We start from the raw sequence: 16,250 nt of genomic DNA on the forward strand, positions 1-16,250 counted from the left end.
TAGTGGATGATGGATCCGTCGGATGCCTTCCAGCAGTCGATGTCAACAGGCGAGCGGTCGATGCGTGAGATATCGAGCGATCGGCGAAGCTCGTTGATGTGTATTGCCTTGCTTGTATCAGCCATATATGTGAAAACTTTAAGAGTGAAACTTTAGTTGAACGTGTCATCGAAGGAATCATCGAAGATGCGACCTTCGCCCATGCTCTTGAACATCACGTTCTGTATGCGTTGCGCATATTGGTAGGTAAAGGTGAACTCTGGCATGTCGTCAGCCTCGTTGGTGCGCTCAGCCTTGGAGTCGGTGATGGTGACTTGCTTGTCTTGTGAGTAATCCCGGAAAAGATAGATCTCGTCGGAGCGCAGCAGGTCTTCGGCAAAGTGAGCCATCGAGGGTGGAAGAATGCCCGTATCGCCCTCGAAGTTGCGGGTCTCCTTGACGGAATAGTTGATTTTCTTGCCGGAGATCACGGCGCTCTTGCGCTCGAACTCTGGTGAGATCTTCTTTTTACCGAGACAATAGAAGGTCTCCTGGCATCCGAAGCTGTTGGTAAAGAGTAGTACTGGATCTGCCACCGATTTGCCATGGTCTATCTGGAATTCCTGCGTGCGCTTGCCTGCGGTCACGGTATAGGCGAAAAGATCACCTTTTTCTTCGTCGTAATACCTGTCCGGCGAAACGTCGAACGTAGTGATGCCGTTTACCGTGCGCATTGGTGTGCCGTCAGAGAAGGTGTTGGTGTTGACCGTCTGTGTGTCGCTCTTGAAGTATCTGGCCACGACGGAGGCGCTTGTGCTGTCGGCACCTGCGGCATGCAGGTATTCTCGATGACCGAGACGGGTTAGCTTCGCGCCATCCAGCAGATTCATAAAGAACTGATTGAGGAACGTAGTTGCCGACATGTCTATATCCACGGTGGCATAGTATGCCGTAATGTCGCCGCTCGACCACGTATCAGTGGAAGAGTCGCCCAAATATTCGGTGATGGACACGGAGAATGTAGCGACCACGGTAGAGCGAACTGCATCGGCTACTAGTGTACCGAGGTCATAGATGGTAATCTTGCCGGAGACTGGGTAGTATGTCTCGCTGAGCAGTTCTTCTCCTGCACAAGTGATGATGACGTTGGCACGCTCGCCGCTGATGCCAAACGTGAAGGTGTCGAGCGCGCTGGTGAAGATAGGGGAGGGTATAGTATTGGCGTTGATCATGTCTTATCTTTTTTTTTCGTGCAAAGATAACAAGGTAGGGGAGAAAATAAAAATACGAGACCGTCATCACGACGACCTCGTATGTTATCTACTTTCTGGTAGAAAAGTAGTCAATATAGAAAAAAAATGACTGCATTTCTTGTTATTCAGGCATGGTATCCTTGATTATCCAGACGAGCCTGCCACCCTCGATCTGCATCATCTTATAGCCATGCTCTACCATGTATTCTGTGATGGTAGAGATAGAGGCAGAGACCATCTCTTTGATGGCATCCTGTATATCCTTGGAGGAGAGAAAATCAACATGCTGATCATTTAGATCATCACATGGGCCTCTTCCTTCCAAGTAGGCATCAAGGGCCATTGCCACATAGTCAATCTTTGACTCTCGCTCCAGCGACTGTGGCTTTTGCTCATTATCGTAGGCTGCAAAGCCTATCGGTCGTTTTTTCATGCCTTACCTCCTTTGGCCTCCAGGGCTACGTTGATGGTTTGGAAGAATTTGCTCATGCGCTTGAATGCGTTGAGCATGAGCAGTACCTTGCCTGCACCCCCGAAGTCCTCGAGGCAGCAGGTGATCATCTCATCTGAGACGAGCTTCTCCTGTATATAGTCGAGGTTCTCGATGAAGTTGTTGAGTTGTTCAACATTCATCATATCCACGAGCGCATTCCAGACCTCAGCTGTCATGCGCAGATCGGTAGCATTATTCTCATTCATCGCTCATTCCTCCTTTCTTGTCTCTGGTCCAGCCTGGGTGCAGGAGACCTTCTGTTTCTCCCGTGAGTACCCCCCCAGAATCTCTATAGCGCTCGAATATGTTGTGACGCTCGCTCTGTATCTTCTCGTTCTCGATACTCCAAGAGTTCTTGAGTTTTGCCTTTCCTACGTTGTATCTGCGTCCTGCATCGTTGCGGTCTTTTTTCAGACTGCGAATGTTAAGCTCATACTTCTCTTTGGCTCTCTCATACTCTTTTCTTGCTTTACGGAGCTCATCATTTTCATGATGCTCCTGTGCGATGATTTTATCCAGGTCTTTATTATATTTATCCCGAACGTCTGCCAATTGCTGAGCGTAATAAAAGCGGAGCTCATTCAGATTTGCCGTATTCTCTGCCAGAAGTTTATGGAACTCCTCGGTGGTGAGGTTGTTGGTCTCTATGTTATTTGAATTATTGTCTTTCATTTTTTGTCTGTTTAAAAAGTTGTGAATTGTGAATGTCTTATCCCTCTATGGGTCTCCAGAACAGGGCGTATGTCATGTCTAAATCGACGAGTCCCCGTTGCTTGCACTCGATGTGAAACACGGCTGCACCGCCTTCGTAGTGTATGCCGTTGTCGCGCGTCACCACACCCTCGGTTTCATCGGTCGGCATGCGTGGGTCGTAGAAGCGAACCAGGCAGCCTTTCTTCATCATCTTGTCGGTGTTCTTCAGAAACTCGGCAGACTTGATGACCTTTATTTTGTTGCGACTCACGTTGATGTATAGTGCCATGGTGTGGGTAATCTTGCAAAGCTTCATCACCACGTCGTACACTTCCTCGTTGAGGTAATCCGAACCGTCTGCGCTCGTTATCTCCGTCATGGTTGCATCGGGATAGAACTGACGGTATTGCCAGAGCAGGTCATTGGAATCCTGCAGGAGACGGACATCCATATCCCTAACCTTACGCTTGTTCATGCTATATTCTGTTTATGTGATTTATACTTGGCCAATGTCATCTTGTATGGCATAGCCTTGAAACTCAGGTATGGAATGTAGAAGAAATGATTGCTCTGCCATCTGATAATGTTGCCGTGCTTATCTACACTCTTCCAGGCTGCAACTGAGAATATTACCCGATCTGATTTATCAGAGAATTTAACCTCCATTTCGGCAGCATTCGTTTGCTTGCACTCCTTCGCAAGAAATCGGTAAGAATCAATTTGCTTGCGAGAGAGGAATAGCTTTTTACCTTTGCGCTTCATCACATCACCTCCCCTCCGAAAAAGAAACCGCTGACTGCCACGATGGCCATCAGAGCCACCATGCCCAACATGACCTTGGCGACGTCTCCATAAGTGACCGTCTCGTCACAGAGGAAACTGAAGGTTTCGCTCTTGGTCTTGGCGAGTTTCTTGATTTCACACTTGAGGGCCTTGATATCCTCCTCAACGCTGATGCCTACAGGTCTCACCTGTGCATCATTTAATAAAATAGAATTCTGCATATTGCATCGTCTTATAACCATTAACAGCCGATTGTACAAAAGGGTGGCGGCTGCATTCCCCGTTGGTTATAAGACGATGGCTTATCCGGAAGGACAAATCAAATCTTACGGTTCATGCAGCCGCCATATTGAAAAGACCTTTTTCCCGCTGCCGGGAAAATGATACTTTATAGGCATAAAAAAAGCCTGCGGCTAAGAAGCCATAGGCGAAACGGTCGCCTTGCCGGATAGTTTACTATCGTCTTATAACCGTTGGCAAAGATAAGGAGAATATTTGGAACTGCCAAATATTTTTGGGAAAAAGTTTTGTTTTTGGTGGAAAAGGTTATTTTTTTGAGAGAAATGATAGGAAAAGGGAATGAAAAAGCCCCCGATGCATCTCGCACCAGGGGCTCAAGAGTTCATTTAATTACTTTATGAAAACACAACCATCAGAAGACGGTTGCTTGTAAATCCGCTTTAATACTGTTCATGCAAGCATTGAGTCGCTGGTATGTCTTCTCTCCAGCGGTCTTGACTCCACTTACATACTGGCGCATGAGCGATGGGTTGATGCCTGCACGTCTGGCAATCTCCGTGGCGTTGAGGAACGAAAATTCCTTGAAGAAGGCTTGCACGTCGTACTTATATGTAAAAGTCAAGTCTTGCAAGTCCTTGTTATCAGGATCATCATCCCTGCACTCCTGCAAAGCTTTCATGAAATCAGCCTTTGCCTCCTCAGCGGTAGCCCCATCGCCATCAATGACTGCATAATTACCCAATGGCTTATCATTGTAACAAGAATATCCGCCATCACCATATTCTAAAATCAGCATTACATTCTTTGCCATATATCTTATTTGTTTAAAATCCATATAAAAAGAGTTCCCCACACATCCATTACAGAAAGTAATCATTTGTAAGGTTAAGGGCAGTTGCCCGGACTTATGGTCCGAGCAACGTCTTTTTAATGCGTCTAAGCAACCCTGTCTTAACCTCATGGCTACCATGTCTTGGAATTCTGATTTTCATCCCATTCTTGGGATTGAACCATTCATCGTGCTCGGCACCATGTCGAGTGATAAAGCATCCTGCTTTAGTCAACTCATTGTACAATTGATTGTGTTTCATTGTTGTAATTAAATATGTTAAAGAACTCTTTGTCTGAATGACACTGCAAAGGTAGCAAAAAGCTACAAACTACCAAATATTTAGGTAGCTTTTTTGCTATATTAACTAAACTTTAACATTTGGGGAAGAAAAACTAGGGGTTGAGGAATAAAAAGGAATAAAAACGGAAAGAAACCGGAATGAATCGGAATCATATCCAGGAATGACCGGAAATGATTGCAAAAACGACCGAAAATGACCGGAAATGACCGCGTAAACGGGGTTCTTCAGCTAGAGGTTGAGGAAGGAATTCCTTGAAAATTCCGTGATTTTCCGCATATTTTCCGTGTGCTTTCCGTGTTATCTCAATAAAATTCCTTATATTTGCATCGTTTTTCATTTTTAATATAATAAGATACAAGGTATGGAAGAAAAAGATCTCTTGAAGCGAGTAGAGATGCTCGAGAAGCAGCAGCGCTCCCTGCTGGATGCATTCAGCCCCATCTGGCACGACTATCATAAAAATAGCGGGTTGGGATATGCTGTAAAAAGCATACTGGGTATCCTGGTTCTTATCCTGGTATGCCTGTTCCTGCTGGTAGCTCTGCTACATGCCGAGAACATTTGCTAAGGTCTTGGCCAGCCATCCTGCAATGAAGCCTCCTGCACCATAGAGGAACATATCATCCTTGCTCATTTCGTTCTTGGTGAACAGGCCCAATATGTAGTCTATTATCTTATTCTCATTCATATTCTTCTTGTTTTGAAAATGTCCCTCATTTGAGTACCCACTTCCATCATCACTGGAATGACTCCACTCATCGTCATCATATCCTATAATCTTTCTCATCAAACAAAACGGCTCGTGCATCCAGAGGGCAGTCCTTCAGCACGAGCCATAACAGCTGTATATTTTAAATTTGCCCTGCGTGAGACCTGCCCGAATCACACATTGCATAATAATCTATGTTTGGATGCAAAGATAATATTTTTATTTGAGGCAGCCAAACGTTTTGACAACAAAATGCCCCCGATGCATCACACACCGAGGGCATTCGTTTAATTTTTTCTTTTTGCCATATGTTTTTAATTGTTTTGAAACTTAACCATGCCTAATCGCATGATTAGCACCACAAGGCTATGGTGTCTTTTGTCTTATAGGGGAGTGCTTAGCCCCTAGCCTCATTTTTCTTAGATTCTATCCGCTGCAGCACGAATGCGATTTGAAACCTCGCATAGTGCTCCACGGAGCATTACTTTTTCCTCTTCGGTGAAACCACCTACACCACCATTACCATCGATACCATCAAGCTTGTGGTAGAGCCATGATGACGATTTTCCAAAATAAGTGCGTGCTATCTCGCGCCATGATACCAATAACTGGATATCCTGAATGCGCTGCTTTACGGCACTGTCCTTAACCTGGTTTGTTTTTGCTACAATTTCCATAATTCCATTGTTTTTAATGCCCTCCCCGAAGGGAGGGCTTTTTGTTAGTTACTCTGGCATGTCAACCAAGTCATCAAAAAGCTGCTGGGCATACCATAATAATTGCGGATAACCATCTGGGTAAGATAGCCTGTAATTTCTAATAGCCTCTATCAGTTCCGCTTCTTTTTCGTTTAATTCGTACTTTAAATTCATACGCACTATTTTTTTAAAAAAGACGATGCAAAGATACTACTAATTTTCGTATTATCCAAATATTTACTACGAAAAAACGTATTTTTGGCAAATATTTAACATTTGAACATAAAAATGGGTAATGTTTGACCACTTTTAGGCTCTTGCCAGACTACTTTCGCCGTCAGGCGAAAAATTTGCGAAAACAGGGAAGACAGAAATGTCTTCCCTGTACCTTATTATATATTATAGCTTGCCTTTGTCGTGGAAGCTATAGAAGCCATCCTCTGTGATGATGATGTGGTCCATGAAGAAAAGGCGCATGATTTGGCAAGCCTTGTGTATCTTCAAAGTTACTTCTTCATCAGCCTTGCTTGGCGTGGCATTGTTGGACGGGTGGTTATGTGCCACGGCTAAGATAGTGGCATTGTTGAGCACCGCTTCTTTCATTATCAATCGTACATCGACCGCAGTTTCCGTCAGTCCTCCCTCGCTGAGTTTGATGCACTTTATCAGCCTGAAGTTCTGATTCATCAGCACCACGAAGAAACGTTCTTTCTCGTTGTCCTCCATCTGAGGGAGAAGAAAGTTATAGAGTGCCAAGCTACTGCCGAGGTCGGTCTGCCGAGCCACCTTTTCCATTTGGTAGCGTCTTCCGAGTTCGATGGCGGCTTGTATGGCTATCGCCTTGCAGTCGCCTACACCCTGCACCACTTCGAGTTCCTCAATTCTCGCACGCTTGATATTACGTAGGCTCTCGCCCATAATATTATAAATCTGTCGTGCCTGCTGTAGGCTCTCTTTTGTTCCTGCCCCTCTGTTCATCACAAGCGATAGAAGTTCCACGTTGCTGAGGGTGTCCATGCCGTAGTTGTAGGCTCTGTATTGAGGTCTTTCCTCCATGCAAAGGTCGTTATAATTTTGTCGTATCATCATTATATTTTTTATTAGTTATACATTCTTTTGGTTCTTGCGAGGAACATGGCACCCATGACCTCGGCGCCACATTCAGCGAGTTGGCTTGCAAACTCTTGGGCGGTCGCTCCGCTTGTTATCACATCGTCGAAGATGATGACCTTCTTGCCCTTGAAATACTCTCTATCGAGTGCCACCCTGTAGCCGAAGCTTTCAGAAACATGGTTTGCGCTGTTGTGCTTGGCTGTGCGCTCGCCATAGATGAAAAGATGGTCGTTGCCGTTCTGTACCTTAGCCCCTTGGCTCACCTTGGAGGCGAAACGAGAGAAACGCTTGGTGTATTTCTTGGAGTTGGCGGCTGGAGCGCAAACAAGCACGAAGTCTCCGGCTTTGTCGCCATAGGTCTGAGAGAATGACTTTGCCACCATGTCGGCTGCATAGTCTGTCGCCCACTTCTTGCCATCCTTGAAGGCAAAGATGAAGTTTCTTACTTGCTCTGCCTTGGCTGAGCGGTCGAAACGCTTGGAGTTGTACTCGTAATAGTTGAAAGTCTTCATACGCTTTAAAATTTTTATTCTACCCAGAGGGCTAAAGGAGCTTTTTACTTGAACTCGTCTTTGTCTGCCCGTCTGAGAGTTTTTTTTATTCTGCCCGTCAGGCTTTTTTGTCACTTTTTACGGTGCAATGAGACGAGTGGAGAAGAGGTATGAAGACCAAGGAATTTCGGCTAAAAGTTACAGGAATACCCAATCTGTGATTGTGGAAGGCTGCCAGAAAGTTTTCGCAGAAATCGGGAACCAGTACTTGGTAGGTACCGTCCGCCGTAAATTTGCTGAGGAAAAAGGGATAAAGTCTGATGGGCTACCTATAAAGGGCTGCTCTCGGAGCGGATAAAGCGGACAAAGAAAAGGCTTTGCCTTACCTTGGTGTTAAGCCTCTGTGACGTTTGAATAGCGCAAATTTTAACATCTGTATAGAAATGGGTAAAAAGAAAATTTGCGTATCAAGAAAACCGTGTTTTGCGGTCTTTGGAGCGGAAAACAGACCTTAGAGCGATGAAATCACGACATTTTGCACCTCTCGACCTCGGTTTGGAGGATGCAAAATGTGTCGTTTTACGACAGGTTTTCCACACCCACGGCTTGGAAAACCTCGGTTTTATCGTGGTTTTAGGGTTTCAAAGGGGAAAAAGTTCCCCTTTGCGTCGGAAACGACCCCCCACCGCCCTGCGCCCGAGCGCGCCTCCCGACCCTTGGAAAAGACGGAATATGTAAACAAGTATTAAGAAGTTTGTAAGAGTGCTAAACACAAAAAAGGGGAGTCCGCATCGCTGCGAACTCCCCCAAACGGCGGTCAAGCGAGAATGCCAACCACCTATAGTCGTATGAAAAAAATAATATCAGAGCATGGAGCCAGTAGAGATGTAGCCATCGGACTGCGGGAATTTCTCTATGCCAATCATGAGTGTGTCGAAGGCATCGGAGCCATCGGTGCGAGCCTCTAGCTTGTCCTCCTCGGTCTCTGCCAGCTTCTCTCCTCGCTTATCCTTCTTGCCATTATACACACCAGCAAGACGGATGGATATGAGCAGATCTTCATTGTTCTCGCTGTTGATCATGGCACGGTGCTCAGCTTTGCCCACAAACATACGGTTGATGAGCAGCATCTTCTCCAGGTGTCCCATCGGGTTGCCCAGATAGACCTCGTTGACATACCAGCCATGGTCTGTGAGATAGTTGGCAATGAAGGTATGGAAGTCATCATTCATCAGGGCGTAGTTGTTGCCCACGAAGGTAGAGTCGTAGTAGAAGTTAACCTCCTTGCATCGGTGGTACTGGTAATACTCCATGAACTTATCGAGCAGGGCAGGCAGCTTATTCTCATACTTCACAAAGAAACTCTTCAGACAACGAGCCTCTCCACGCAGGTTGTCTTGTCCCACGCACATCCAGTTGATGAGTGCGTTGGCATCGAACGCTATGCATAGCGGACGGTCAGGATCAACGTCTGCATCCATGCGTGCATCCACATGCTGTAGCTTATCGATGTCATACTCCAGGCCATCGAGAAAGTCGAGGTTAGGAGCCGTGTATAAGTTGACATCACGCAGGTTGGAGTAGAAGCCATCGAGCGAGATGGATGGCCGCTTGCACATGATGGAGGTCTGGAAGGTGAGCGCAGGCAAGTCTCGCTTCATCTGCTTGATGAACTCCATGCCGAGCACCTCTACATTATAGACAGAGGAATACTCCTTGTAGAAGAGAGTCTTGGAACGCAACTGTGCCAGCAGCAAGCCTATTTCCTTTAGGCGACGCTTGGCATATAGACTGATGTGTCCCGATGTCTTGATGCGGTTGCGGATGTCAAACTCTTCGACCACGAGCGAGGAGATGGCTTCCACGAGGTGAGGGTCGCAATCCTTCTTGTAGTTGAGGAACCAGGAACCTTTCTTGGTGACCGGCATATCGGAGGTGATAAGCATGCCATGGTGGTAGTAATGCTGACCGAATAGGTTGACATTTCCACGGTTGGCAGGGAAGGTCTCATCCTTCAGCTGCTCAAAGTCGATGAACTTCGCCTCGTCGATGTCGAGGTAGTCAAGCGAGAGGGAGTTAGACGTGCCCTTGCGGTCTTGTGAGATAATGGTACCTATACTGCCATTATAAAAAGAGATGGTGTTCTCCCAGTTGGAAGGAGGAATGACCGGGTCAGGCCATCCCAATTTCTTAGGTGGCTTGACCCCGATGAGATAATGCTTGCCCCGATGGAAGCCCCATCGCTCCCAGTGCTGAAGCATGGACGGTATGGTATTGGTGAGACATCGCTTTGCATTGGCGGAGACAAAGCCACCATTGCTGCCAGGCATGCGCTGCATGTTGCGCAGGTTGAACATGGAGTGGAGTACACTCTTGCCTATGCCTCGACCGCCCACTACCACGTTGTCTCGAGCGTTGATGAAGTTGACCTCCATCTGTGCTGGGTTTAGATATTGATCGATCATTGAGCATCCTCCTTGATTTCTTCTGTTGGTGTATATTCCAAGAGTTGCTCATCATAGTCTTCAGCTTCGATTTTGACAAGATCCATGGAGTTGTCGGTGTATTTCTTGATGAGCTTCTTGATGGTGGTCATCACGTTAGGAATGCGCTTGAGACCCAAGTGACGAGGATCTGTGGTAGGGATGAACACCTGAGGCTGAATCTGGTCGTAGCCATTATCCACAGGATCTTCCTTATCCAGAAGATGATATTTACCGTAGGCAGCAGCTGCAGCAGCCATGGCACGGGCATCGCCCATGGACTCAGCCTTATCGTAGGTGCGCTGTATCATCTGGTCGAAGCGGAAACGGGCAAAGTCCTTGGACACACGCTGAAGGTTGCCCAGTATGAGCTTGATGAGGTGCAGATCGTTGTATGCCATCATGCGCTGCACACGATAATCTTGCATATCCTTGAAGACCAATTCCTGATCTGTCTTGCGAGGATTGACGAGCCACCAGGCATAGAGGGCACGGATGCGCAAAATGCGGTCACGCACAGGGGTGGGTACATTTTGCGCATCCATCTCTTCGGGGGTACGGTCCATGAGGTCGATGATGGCATCGATGTTGGCTGGTTCTCTCATACTCTAATCTCCTCTAACATTTGGTTCAGGTATTCATGTGTGCGCTGCACGGCTTGCGGCGAACCGGCTGCAGCGAGGTCAAGCTCATTCTTGCGAAGCTGCTGCTTCACAGTCGCCATGCCCAGGTAGTAGGCACGGTGAAGCTTAGACGAAGGCTTCAGGATCTCCTCACGCAGATCGTCCTCGTTAATATCCAAAAGGACGGACATCTCCGATATCGGAGTCAAAGTCTCTGCCAAGTCTTGCACGTTTTTCATCAATTCCTGTGTAATTTCCATTGATTTTCAAACTTTTGTTAGTACAGTGCTCCAGGTAACCATGGAGCAGATCATAGAAGACTTGTGGCTCTGTAGTGACGATGGTCGATTCATCACGGCTACCATAGGTCTGGTTTTGTGAGGTGACGACCGACGCCACGCAATCGGCGGCTCTGAAGAGGATCACCTTAGAGTGGTTCTCACCCAGATAGACCTCGTCGAAGCATGCCTGCATCATGCGCCAAAGCTGCACGGTCTTCTTGCTCGCCTTGACATCGAGCAGCATCTTTGCCGAACGGATGCTGTCAGACTGCCGCATCAGGCGGAACCCACGGAGGAACTCCTCGGAGGTAGAATAGGATGACACCCACACTTCTGCAGAGCCTGTCTGTGAGAGAATCCACTTGATGAGACCGAGGGTGTGCAGATGCCGTCCGAAGTAGGCTTGCGTCTGCACTTCGCTGATGGGACGCAAGAGGTCTGAGACCTTAACCTTGTTTGCCATTCTCAGCGAGGCGAGCCTTAGCCACACGGTCACGGTCGGCACGAGTGACCGCGTATGAGTCGTAGGTGAGCATATCGGCACGGTATTTCTTGTCGAGGTCTGAGAGTATCTTGAGATATTCGTATCGGTCGCATGGTTCTTTGTCCTCCATCGCCTTCAGCGTCTCGAAGGTTGATTTTATCTCCTTGTATCGCTTGGCGTTGATATCCCAGAGAGCAGCCACCTCTTCGGGCAGGAAGTCATGGTCTTTGCGCTTGCCCTTGCGGATGACTGCGACACCATCGCTCTCGGAGGATGGAAGCCCAGCATCGTCATTGTTGGTTTCTTCCTCGATGGAATCGGTCGTCTCGGTCGTTTCTTCGGTCGTAGCGACTGGTGCGCCCTCGCTGATGATGGCTTGCGCCTCTGGTATCACGGTAGCATTCATCTGCTTGACTTCCTCGATGGTCATGCCAGCGAGTCGTATCTTCAGGAACTTGCCCAGCTCATACTCGATGTTGGAGCGGTATGCCTGTGGCTGGCGAGTGGCACGGGCATGGTAGAAGCGGTCTCGGTTGAGACGGAAGAGAATGTCTGCGCCACGCTTGATGTCGGCATCGCTCTCATGCTTGGCGTTGAGCCATGCCTGTATTTGTTTGGTGAATTGATGATCCATATATATATGCGAAAATAATAAAAGGTGGCTCAGGCACGAAGCGAGAGCCACCTAAGCATCTAAAAGTAACTAATGACTATGAAACACTTTGACGGAGGCATTAGCTGCCACCACCGCCCTCCACAGGGTCAACCCACTCGGAGCCATCGAGACCGCTGATGTCGCCCTCGTCAGTCTCCAACTTGCCCACATAGAACGGAGCAGGTACCACGTCGGTCGCCTCCACGCTGAGGGTAGAGGTCACGGCGTCGGTAGCACCAGCACCACTGCTCTGTGCGAATGTTGACTTGGTTGGGAACATCTCGCAACCGAGGATGCGGAAACGACCGTTAGGCATCTGCTGGGCGTAAATCAACTCATCGTTAACCGCCATGCCGCCGAAGCCTGTGATGTCTGCATCCATGCCCCCGATGATGTACTCTGCCTTGTTGAGGAAGGTAGCAGATGGAGCCTCGCCCTGTGTCTCGGAGCTGATGTTTGACTTGAGAGCCACGAGGTCAACCACATGCCACTTGGCATCTGCTGCGAGCGTGAAGCTGCCCTTGTATGTTACGAGGGCAGTCATGTCGGTTGCTTTCTCCTCCAGGGTAGTTGGTAACTTAGGCCATTTGAGAATCTGGGATGCCAGAATGGCTAAGAACTTAGGGCGAATGCCAGGAGTAATGCGTACTCCTGGACATTTCTTGACTGATTTATATAAATCTTTTGTTGTGCAAACCATAATTTAGTCTCCTATATATAATAAGGTGAAAGTTTATTCTTTGCCCTCGCCATCATCAACAGGGTCGCTGCTACCACTCACAGTATTGCTCCCTTTTGCGGTGGCAGACTTTTGGATAAGAGGCTTGCTGCCATCGTCAGTGACGAACAGGGCGCGCTCCTTGTTGATGCTCTCATACTGAACACCAAGAATTTTGGCGGCAGCATAAGTGAGTTGCCAAGAGTCATACTTGCCAACCTCCACTTTTTCTGCGTCGCTGTTGATAGCCTCGTTGACACCCACAAGCATATTGCTCTTTGTGGTCAACTGGAAGAAAGGAGCATCCTTCTTGTTGCCGAGAGCAGCAAACTCCACATTCTCAAAACCGATTACGTTGTTATGGTCGTACTTGGTGTTGTATGGAATGGAACCGAATCGCTTCTCGAAAGCCTTGTTGTAGAGATTGACGAATGTCTGAGGGACATAGAGGTAGAGTTTCTCCTCGTTCATCAGCTCATCGTCTGCAGCCTCGCAGATGCCTTGGGCAAAATCGACGGCATTATCTGAGTTGATAGTCTGATTATCGCCAAGGATGTCAGAAACCTTGACGAGGTTGCCGAGGTCAGCCGAGAGCTTGTTGTTGGTCAGCTCTGCTTTGGCGATGGTGTCGAAACCATTGAAGAGGTCAACGGACTTGTCGCCACTTGCATTGCGAACTGCTTTGAAGAGAGCCTGGTCGAGATGCTTTCCAAGTCTCAAGGCAATGAGCTGGAGAACTTGGAGGGCGATTGGCACATTCTTGAGAGCCTCGCCATTCAAGGTGTTGGCACCCCAAACTGTAGAATAGACTGAGTTTGGTGAGAATGGAACTGTGACATTACCCAAGAAGACTTCGAGGGTACGTGGTACAATTTTTACACCTGCATCCGTCTTGCGTGTCTCGTTGTATGGACCGAACTGAGCATCTGCGATGAGCTCACCAACAGTCTCGGATGCTCTGATGCCTGGTCGGAGTGTCATGTACTTCAAAGACTTTGCCATACCATGCGTTGGCATCTTAATCAAGTCTTTGCGATAGGTTTGAGCAGTCTTCTGCAGTGCAACATCGACATCGGCAGGCACTGCAAACTTGTTTTCTTCTGTAATCTTACCCATATTAAACAAACTGTTTTAAAGCGTTAGCAACTGCGATAGGATCATAATCCGTAGCCTTGGTATCCTCCACAGCTGTAGAGGTGCTACCACCTGGCTCTTCCTCCAGATCCTTCACTTTATCCTTCAGGTCGTCTCTCTCCTTTTCGAGGTCCTTGACCTTATCTTCCAAAGCCGTCTTTTCATTCTTGGCTTTGGTGAGTGCCTCGTCCTTGTCATGGATGGAGTTGGCATCGGCAGCCATCTTGTCCTCAATCTTCTGCATCTGCTCCTTTGAGATAGTGCAGTCCTTTGCGGAATCTTCTGCCTCAATACCCTCAATATTGAGGACATTGTTAATGTGAGTCCATTTCTTGATCATATTTAAAATAATGTTATGTTGTTTGTCTTTTCCAAACAGACGGTCAAGGAAGCCTGGCTTCTTCTCGTACCATGAATTGACAACCTCTGGCAATACTGGAAGGTTGTTGTACTTGATAAAGTCTTGTGTCTGCTCGGTAATCTCGGCAGGCTTGCCGTCCATCGCCTCATCAACGAATCCGAACTTGATGCACTCATCGACGGTGTGCCAGAGAGCTTCTGACATTACCTTAATGATGTCTTCATGTTTTTTGCCGGAGCGATCACAGTAAACGTTGGCGATGATGTTGTCTATCTTCTGCTGGTTCTCCTGTTGTTTCTGAAGCTGTTCGATAAGAGATCCAATCTCTTCTTCGTTGAGTGCAGACCAGACAAATTGCTCCGTGGAGCATTTGTGGACGAGGAGTAAAGTGTATTTGCTCATGCGGATCTTGTTGGCACCCATCGCACAGATGGTTGCAGCGGAAGCAGAGAAGCCAGCTTGAAAGTCAACGGTAACATCACCGTGTGACTTGAACATCTGGCAGATGGCGAGACCGGCGGAAACTTCTCCACCAAGCGAGTCGATGGAGACATCTACATGCTTGCCTTTGTTGTCATTGAGAATGTCGTGGACCATTCTCTTAGTCCACGACCCAATGTAGCCAGTGATTGATATTTGATATTTCATATAGCTTTGCGAATAAGAACACTGCAAAGTTATATAATATGAGGGAAGAATAAAAAAACTTTTATTCGATGATTTGGAGCGGTTTTATCACATCAGACCATGTAACGGTATAGGCGATGAGTGAACTGTCGGTGTGCGAGCTCGGCATAAGCTCGGAGCGAGTGAGGACAGGAAACGGGCGATGGTCGCGCCCGATGAGGTATCGGCACCCATCGGCGGTTGTCACCCTGTATGCGAGTGGTATGTCGTCAGAATTAATTTGCTCACACGACTTGAAGGTGAGTTTCGACGTGAAAATACGAACCTTAGACTCTACTTTGTCGGAGATTTCACAACTTGACGGATTTTTGCACTGAATCTGTCTAAACTCGACATCCTGTGGAAGAATGCAAAGATGACGTGCTGGGAAGATCACACTCTTGAGTTTCTCTGCCTCAGCCGCCTCTATTTTGATGATGTTTTTGATGTATGCCATAAGCTTTGAAATATTTCTAAGTTGTTCGGACTTGTTCGGGTTTGTTTGGATATTTCGGTTTTGTTCGGAGTTGTTCGCAGCGACGGAAAATTTTATGCTAACATTTACTAAATCTTGTTGTAGAATTTAAAATAACGCCTTTTTTTGCGTGTTGATCACGCATTCTGTAGAAGCATTGACGCACAGTATCCTCATAATCGATACCAATACCATGCTGCTCGCACCATGCAGAAATGATGGAAGATATGCGGCATGATCGGTCAGCAATATCCTTAAGCGATGCCCAGAGATCCATCTTGAAGAGGTCGATGATGACCTCCTTGATGGCACGTCTTGCTCGAGGACCGAGATAACAGTACTCTCGCACAGGTTTAGCCTTGGAGTCAGGGAGCATGATAGCGAGATATTCATCAGGATGAGTGAGCCAACGGCTCTCCTCGAACTCCTTATCCTTAAATATATGAGAAGCACTCTGATGAAGCTTTGTGGAGTCTGCAGCCTCCTGCTCTGTTTGACTCTCCTGTTCAACAAGTGAGAGTTTTGTCGATGGAGGTTTAGTGGTGAACTTGCGGATCACCGCCACTTCATTGCCACCGGCAGGAAAAACAACAGGGTTGCCATAGGCATGATATGCCCATTGCCTGATGTGTGTAGGAATCTTGATATAAACTACTGGATTCATATATATATGCGGTTTTTGCGGCAAAGATACAAAGAATTTTTGAGAATGCTAAAGATAATCAGTAAAAACTAACTTTTATCAGTAAAGTTGGTGTGATATAATTTCGTCCGAAAAGTTTGTA

25 protein-coding genes are annotated in these 16,250 nt (G+C 47.3%); 1 reads left to right on the forward strand and 24 read right to left on the reverse strand.

Going from position 1 to position 16,250, the window contains the following annotated elements:
* Positions 1-152: 152 nt before the first annotated feature.
* The 9 genes from KUA50_RS00840 to KUA50_RS00880 all read right to left on the reverse strand — a co-directional run bounded on the left by KUA50_RS00840 (position 153) and on the right by KUA50_RS00880 (position 4,532).
* Complete coding sequence (locus KUA50_RS00840) at positions 153-779, reverse strand: hypothetical protein (RefSeq protein ID WP_218457928.1); 627 nt, start codon at positions 777-779, stop codon at positions 153-155.
* A gap of 574 nt (positions 780-1,353) precedes the next feature.
* Positions 1,354-1,665, reverse strand: coding sequence for a hypothetical protein (locus KUA50_RS00845; RefSeq protein WP_218457926.1), 312 nt, complete (start codon positions 1,663-1,665; stop codon positions 1,354-1,356).
* Positions 1,662-1,931 carry a hypothetical protein gene (locus KUA50_RS00850; RefSeq protein ID WP_218457925.1) on the reverse strand — a complete coding sequence of 90 codons (270 nt, stop codon included), beginning with the start codon at positions 1,929-1,931 and terminating at the stop codon, positions 1,662-1,664. Before KUA50_RS00850 ends, KUA50_RS00845 begins: the two co-directional genes overlap by 4 nt.
* Positions 1,924-2,397: a hypothetical protein gene (locus KUA50_RS00855; protein ID WP_218457923.1), complete on the reverse strand. Its 474-nt coding sequence runs from the start codon at positions 2,395-2,397 to the stop codon at positions 1,924-1,926. Before KUA50_RS00855 ends, KUA50_RS00850 begins: the two co-directional genes overlap by 8 nt.
* A gap of 37 nt (positions 2,398-2,434) precedes the next feature.
* Complete coding sequence (locus KUA50_RS00860; RefSeq protein ID WP_218457922.1) at positions 2,435-2,893, reverse strand: hypothetical protein; 459 nt, start codon at positions 2,891-2,893, stop codon at positions 2,435-2,437.
* Positions 2,890-3,180 carry a hypothetical protein gene (locus KUA50_RS00865; RefSeq protein WP_318346059.1) on the reverse strand — a complete coding sequence of 97 codons (291 nt, stop codon included), beginning with the start codon at positions 3,178-3,180 and terminating at the stop codon, positions 2,890-2,892. The genes KUA50_RS00860 and KUA50_RS00865 overlap by 4 nt, the downstream gene beginning before the upstream one ends.
* The gene (locus KUA50_RS00870) at positions 3,180-3,422 is read right to left on the reverse strand and encodes a hypothetical protein (RefSeq protein WP_218457920.1); all 243 of its coding nucleotides are present in this window, start codon (positions 3,420-3,422) and stop codon (positions 3,180-3,182) included. Before KUA50_RS00870 ends, KUA50_RS00865 begins: the two co-directional genes overlap by 1 nt.
* A 431-nt stretch (positions 3,423-3,853) precedes the next feature.
* Positions 3,854-4,252 (reverse strand): pilus assembly protein HicB, encoded by a 399-nt coding sequence (locus KUA50_RS00875; protein ID WP_218457919.1) that lies wholly within the window; start codon positions 4,250-4,252, stop codon positions 3,854-3,856.
* A gap of 94 nt (positions 4,253-4,346) precedes the next feature.
* Positions 4,347-4,532, reverse strand: coding sequence for a type II toxin-antitoxin system HicA family toxin (locus KUA50_RS00880; RefSeq protein WP_218457918.1), 186 nt, complete (start codon positions 4,530-4,532; stop codon positions 4,347-4,349).
* Between the two features lie 403 nt (positions 4,533-4,935).
* Here KUA50_RS00880 and KUA50_RS00885 point away from each other — a divergent pair, with 403 nt between their 5' ends.
* Positions 4,936-5,142 carry a hypothetical protein gene (locus tag KUA50_RS00885; protein ID WP_218457917.1) on the forward strand — a complete coding sequence of 69 codons (207 nt, stop codon included), beginning with the start codon at positions 4,936-4,938 and terminating at the stop codon, positions 5,140-5,142.
* Here KUA50_RS00885 and KUA50_RS00890 read toward each other — a convergent pair.
* The 15 genes from KUA50_RS00890 to KUA50_RS00960 all read right to left on the reverse strand — a co-directional run bounded on the left by KUA50_RS00890 (position 5,119) and on the right by KUA50_RS00960 (position 16,129).
* Positions 5,119-5,361, reverse strand: coding sequence for a hypothetical protein (locus KUA50_RS00890; RefSeq protein WP_218457916.1), 243 nt, complete (start codon positions 5,359-5,361; stop codon positions 5,119-5,121). The genes KUA50_RS00885 and KUA50_RS00890 overlap by 24 nt on opposite strands.
* Before the next feature lie 341 nt (positions 5,362-5,702).
* A complete protein-coding gene (locus tag KUA50_RS00895) occupies positions 5,703-5,960 on the reverse strand; it encodes a DUF5053 domain-containing protein (RefSeq protein ID WP_218457915.1) in 258 nt (85 codons plus the stop codon).
* A gap of 48 nt (positions 5,961-6,008) precedes the next feature.
* On the reverse strand, positions 6,009-6,155 hold the full coding sequence (locus KUA50_RS00900) for an ArsR family transcriptional regulator (protein ID WP_218457914.1): 147 nt from the start codon (positions 6,153-6,155) through the stop codon (positions 6,009-6,011).
* A 225-nt stretch (positions 6,156-6,380) separates the two neighbouring features.
* Positions 6,381-7,070, reverse strand: coding sequence for a RadC family protein (gene radC, locus KUA50_RS00905; protein WP_233524634.1), 690 nt, complete (start codon positions 7,068-7,070; stop codon positions 6,381-6,383).
* An 11-nt stretch (positions 7,071-7,081) separates the two neighbouring features.
* On the reverse strand, positions 7,082-7,606 hold the full coding sequence (locus KUA50_RS00910) for a ComF family protein (protein ID WP_218457913.1): 525 nt from the start codon (positions 7,604-7,606) through the stop codon (positions 7,082-7,084).
* A gap of 842 nt (positions 7,607-8,448) precedes the next feature.
* Positions 8,449-10,050 (reverse strand): hypothetical protein, encoded by a 1,602-nt coding sequence (locus KUA50_RS00915; protein WP_218457912.1) that lies wholly within the window; start codon positions 10,048-10,050, stop codon positions 8,449-8,451.
* The gene (locus tag KUA50_RS00920; RefSeq protein ID WP_218457911.1) at positions 10,047-10,673 is read right to left on the reverse strand and encodes a hypothetical protein; all 627 of its coding nucleotides are present in this window, start codon (positions 10,671-10,673) and stop codon (positions 10,047-10,049) included. The genes KUA50_RS00915 and KUA50_RS00920 overlap by 4 nt, the downstream gene beginning before the upstream one ends.
* A complete protein-coding gene (locus KUA50_RS00925) occupies positions 10,670-10,882 on the reverse strand; it encodes a hypothetical protein (protein ID WP_218457910.1) in 213 nt (70 codons plus the stop codon). The genes KUA50_RS00920 and KUA50_RS00925 overlap by 4 nt, the downstream gene beginning before the upstream one ends.
* Positions 10,860-11,435: a C4-dicarboxylate ABC transporter gene (locus tag KUA50_RS00930; RefSeq protein ID WP_218457909.1), complete on the reverse strand. Its 576-nt coding sequence runs from the start codon at positions 11,433-11,435 to the stop codon at positions 10,860-10,862. The genes KUA50_RS00925 and KUA50_RS00930 overlap by 23 nt, the downstream gene beginning before the upstream one ends.
* Complete coding sequence (locus KUA50_RS00935) at positions 11,419-12,090, reverse strand: hypothetical protein (RefSeq protein WP_218457908.1); 672 nt, start codon at positions 12,088-12,090, stop codon at positions 11,419-11,421. The genes KUA50_RS00930 and KUA50_RS00935 overlap by 17 nt, the downstream gene beginning before the upstream one ends.
* 100 nt (positions 12,091-12,190) lie before the next feature.
* Complete coding sequence (locus KUA50_RS00940; RefSeq protein WP_218457907.1) at positions 12,191-12,811, reverse strand: hypothetical protein; 621 nt, start codon at positions 12,809-12,811, stop codon at positions 12,191-12,193.
* A gap of 33 nt (positions 12,812-12,844) precedes the next feature.
* The gene (locus tag KUA50_RS00945; protein ID WP_218457906.1) at positions 12,845-13,945 is read right to left on the reverse strand and encodes a hypothetical protein; all 1,101 of its coding nucleotides are present in this window, start codon (positions 13,943-13,945) and stop codon (positions 12,845-12,847) included.
* A gap of 1 nt (position 13,946) precedes the next feature.
* The gene (locus KUA50_RS00950) at positions 13,947-14,972 is read right to left on the reverse strand and encodes a Clp protease ClpP (RefSeq protein WP_218457905.1); all 1,026 of its coding nucleotides are present in this window, start codon (positions 14,970-14,972) and stop codon (positions 13,947-13,949) included.
* Between the two features lie 61 nt (positions 14,973-15,033).
* Positions 15,034-15,447 (reverse strand): hypothetical protein, encoded by a 414-nt coding sequence (locus KUA50_RS00955; protein WP_118116902.1) that lies wholly within the window; start codon positions 15,445-15,447, stop codon positions 15,034-15,036.
* A 97-nt stretch (positions 15,448-15,544) separates the two neighbouring features.
* On the reverse strand, positions 15,545-16,129 hold the full coding sequence (locus tag KUA50_RS00960) for a hypothetical protein (RefSeq protein ID WP_218457904.1): 585 nt from the start codon (positions 16,127-16,129) through the stop codon (positions 15,545-15,547).
* Positions 16,130-16,250 lie beyond the last annotated feature (121 nt).

This window comes from Segatella hominis (assembly GCF_019249725.2).
Taxonomy (GTDB): domain Bacteria; phylum Bacteroidota; class Bacteroidia; order Bacteroidales; family Bacteroidaceae; genus Prevotella.

Bases quoted from the DNA above. Each gene is read 5' to 3' on its own strand.
- KUA50_RS00845 (WP_218457926.1), bottom strand. From the start codon at position 1,665: ATGAAAAAACGACCGATAGGCTTTGCAGCCTACGATAATGAGCAAAAG.
- KUA50_RS00850 (WP_218457925.1), bottom strand. From the start codon at position 1,931: ATGAATGAGAATAATGCTACCGATCTGCGCATGACAGCTGAGGTCTGG.
- KUA50_RS00855 (WP_218457923.1), bottom strand. From the start codon at position 2,397: ATGAAAGACAATAATTCAAATAACATAGAGACCAACAACCTCACCACC.
- KUA50_RS00860 (WP_218457922.1), bottom strand. From the start codon at position 2,893: ATGAACAAGCGTAAGGTTAGGGATATGGATGTCCGTCTCCTGCAGGAT.
- KUA50_RS00865 (WP_318346059.1), bottom strand. From the start codon at position 3,180: ATGAAGCGCAAAGGTAAAAAGCTATTCCTCTCTCGCAAGCAAATTGAT.
- KUA50_RS00870 (WP_218457920.1), bottom strand. From the start codon at position 3,422: ATGCAGAATTCTATTTTATTAAATGATGCACAGGTGAGACCTGTAGGC.
- KUA50_RS00875 (WP_218457919.1), bottom strand. From the start codon at position 4,252: ATGGCAAAGAATGTAATGCTGATTTTAGAATATGGTGATGGCGGATAT.
- KUA50_RS00880 (WP_218457918.1), bottom strand. From the start codon at position 4,532: ATGAAACACAATCAATTGTACAATGAGTTGACTAAAGCAGGATGCTTT.
- KUA50_RS00885 (WP_218457917.1), top strand. From the start codon at position 4,936: ATGGAAGAAAAAGATCTCTTGAAGCGAGTAGAGATGCTCGAGAAGCAG.
- KUA50_RS00890 (WP_218457916.1), bottom strand. From the start codon at position 5,361: ATGAGAAAGATTATAGGATATGATGACGATGAGTGGAGTCATTCCAGT.
- KUA50_RS00895 (WP_218457915.1), bottom strand. From the start codon at position 5,960: ATGGAAATTGTAGCAAAAACAAACCAGGTTAAGGACAGTGCCGTAAAG.
- KUA50_RS00900 (WP_218457914.1), bottom strand. From the start codon at position 6,155: ATGAATTTAAAGTACGAATTAAACGAAAAAGAAGCGGAACTGATAGAG.
- radC (WP_233524634.1), bottom strand. From the start codon at position 7,070: ATGATGATACGACAAAATTATAACGACCTTTGCATGGAGGAAAGACCT.
- KUA50_RS00910 (WP_218457913.1), bottom strand. From the start codon at position 7,606: ATGAAGACTTTCAACTATTACGAGTACAACTCCAAGCGTTTCGACCGC.
- KUA50_RS00915 (WP_218457912.1), bottom strand. From the start codon at position 10,050: ATGATCGATCAATATCTAAACCCAGCACAGATGGAGGTCAACTTCATC.
- KUA50_RS00920 (WP_218457911.1), bottom strand. From the start codon at position 10,673: ATGAGAGAACCAGCCAACATCGATGCCATCATCGACCTCATGGACCGT.
- KUA50_RS00925 (WP_218457910.1), bottom strand. From the start codon at position 10,882: ATGTCCGTCCTTTTGGATATTAACGAGGACGATCTGCGTGAGGAGATC.
- KUA50_RS00930 (WP_218457909.1), bottom strand. From the start codon at position 11,435: ATGGCAAACAAGGTTAAGGTCTCAGACCTCTTGCGTCCCATCAGCGAA.
- KUA50_RS00935 (WP_218457908.1), bottom strand. From the start codon at position 12,090: ATGGATCATCAATTCACCAAACAAATACAGGCATGGCTCAACGCCAAG.
- KUA50_RS00940 (WP_218457907.1), bottom strand. From the start codon at position 12,811: ATGGTTTGCACAACAAAAGATTTATATAAATCAGTCAAGAAATGTCCA.
- KUA50_RS00945 (WP_218457906.1), bottom strand. From the start codon at position 13,945: ATGGGTAAGATTACAGAAGAAAACAAGTTTGCAGTGCCTGCCGATGTC.
- KUA50_RS00950 (WP_218457905.1), bottom strand. From the start codon at position 14,972: ATGAAATATCAAATATCAATCACTGGCTACATTGGGTCGTGGACTAAG.
- KUA50_RS00955 (WP_118116902.1), bottom strand. From the start codon at position 15,447: ATGGCATACATCAAAAACATCATCAAAATAGAGGCGGCTGAGGCAGAG.
- KUA50_RS00960 (WP_218457904.1), bottom strand. From the start codon at position 16,129: ATGAATCCAGTAGTTTATATCAAGATTCCTACACACATCAGGCAATGG.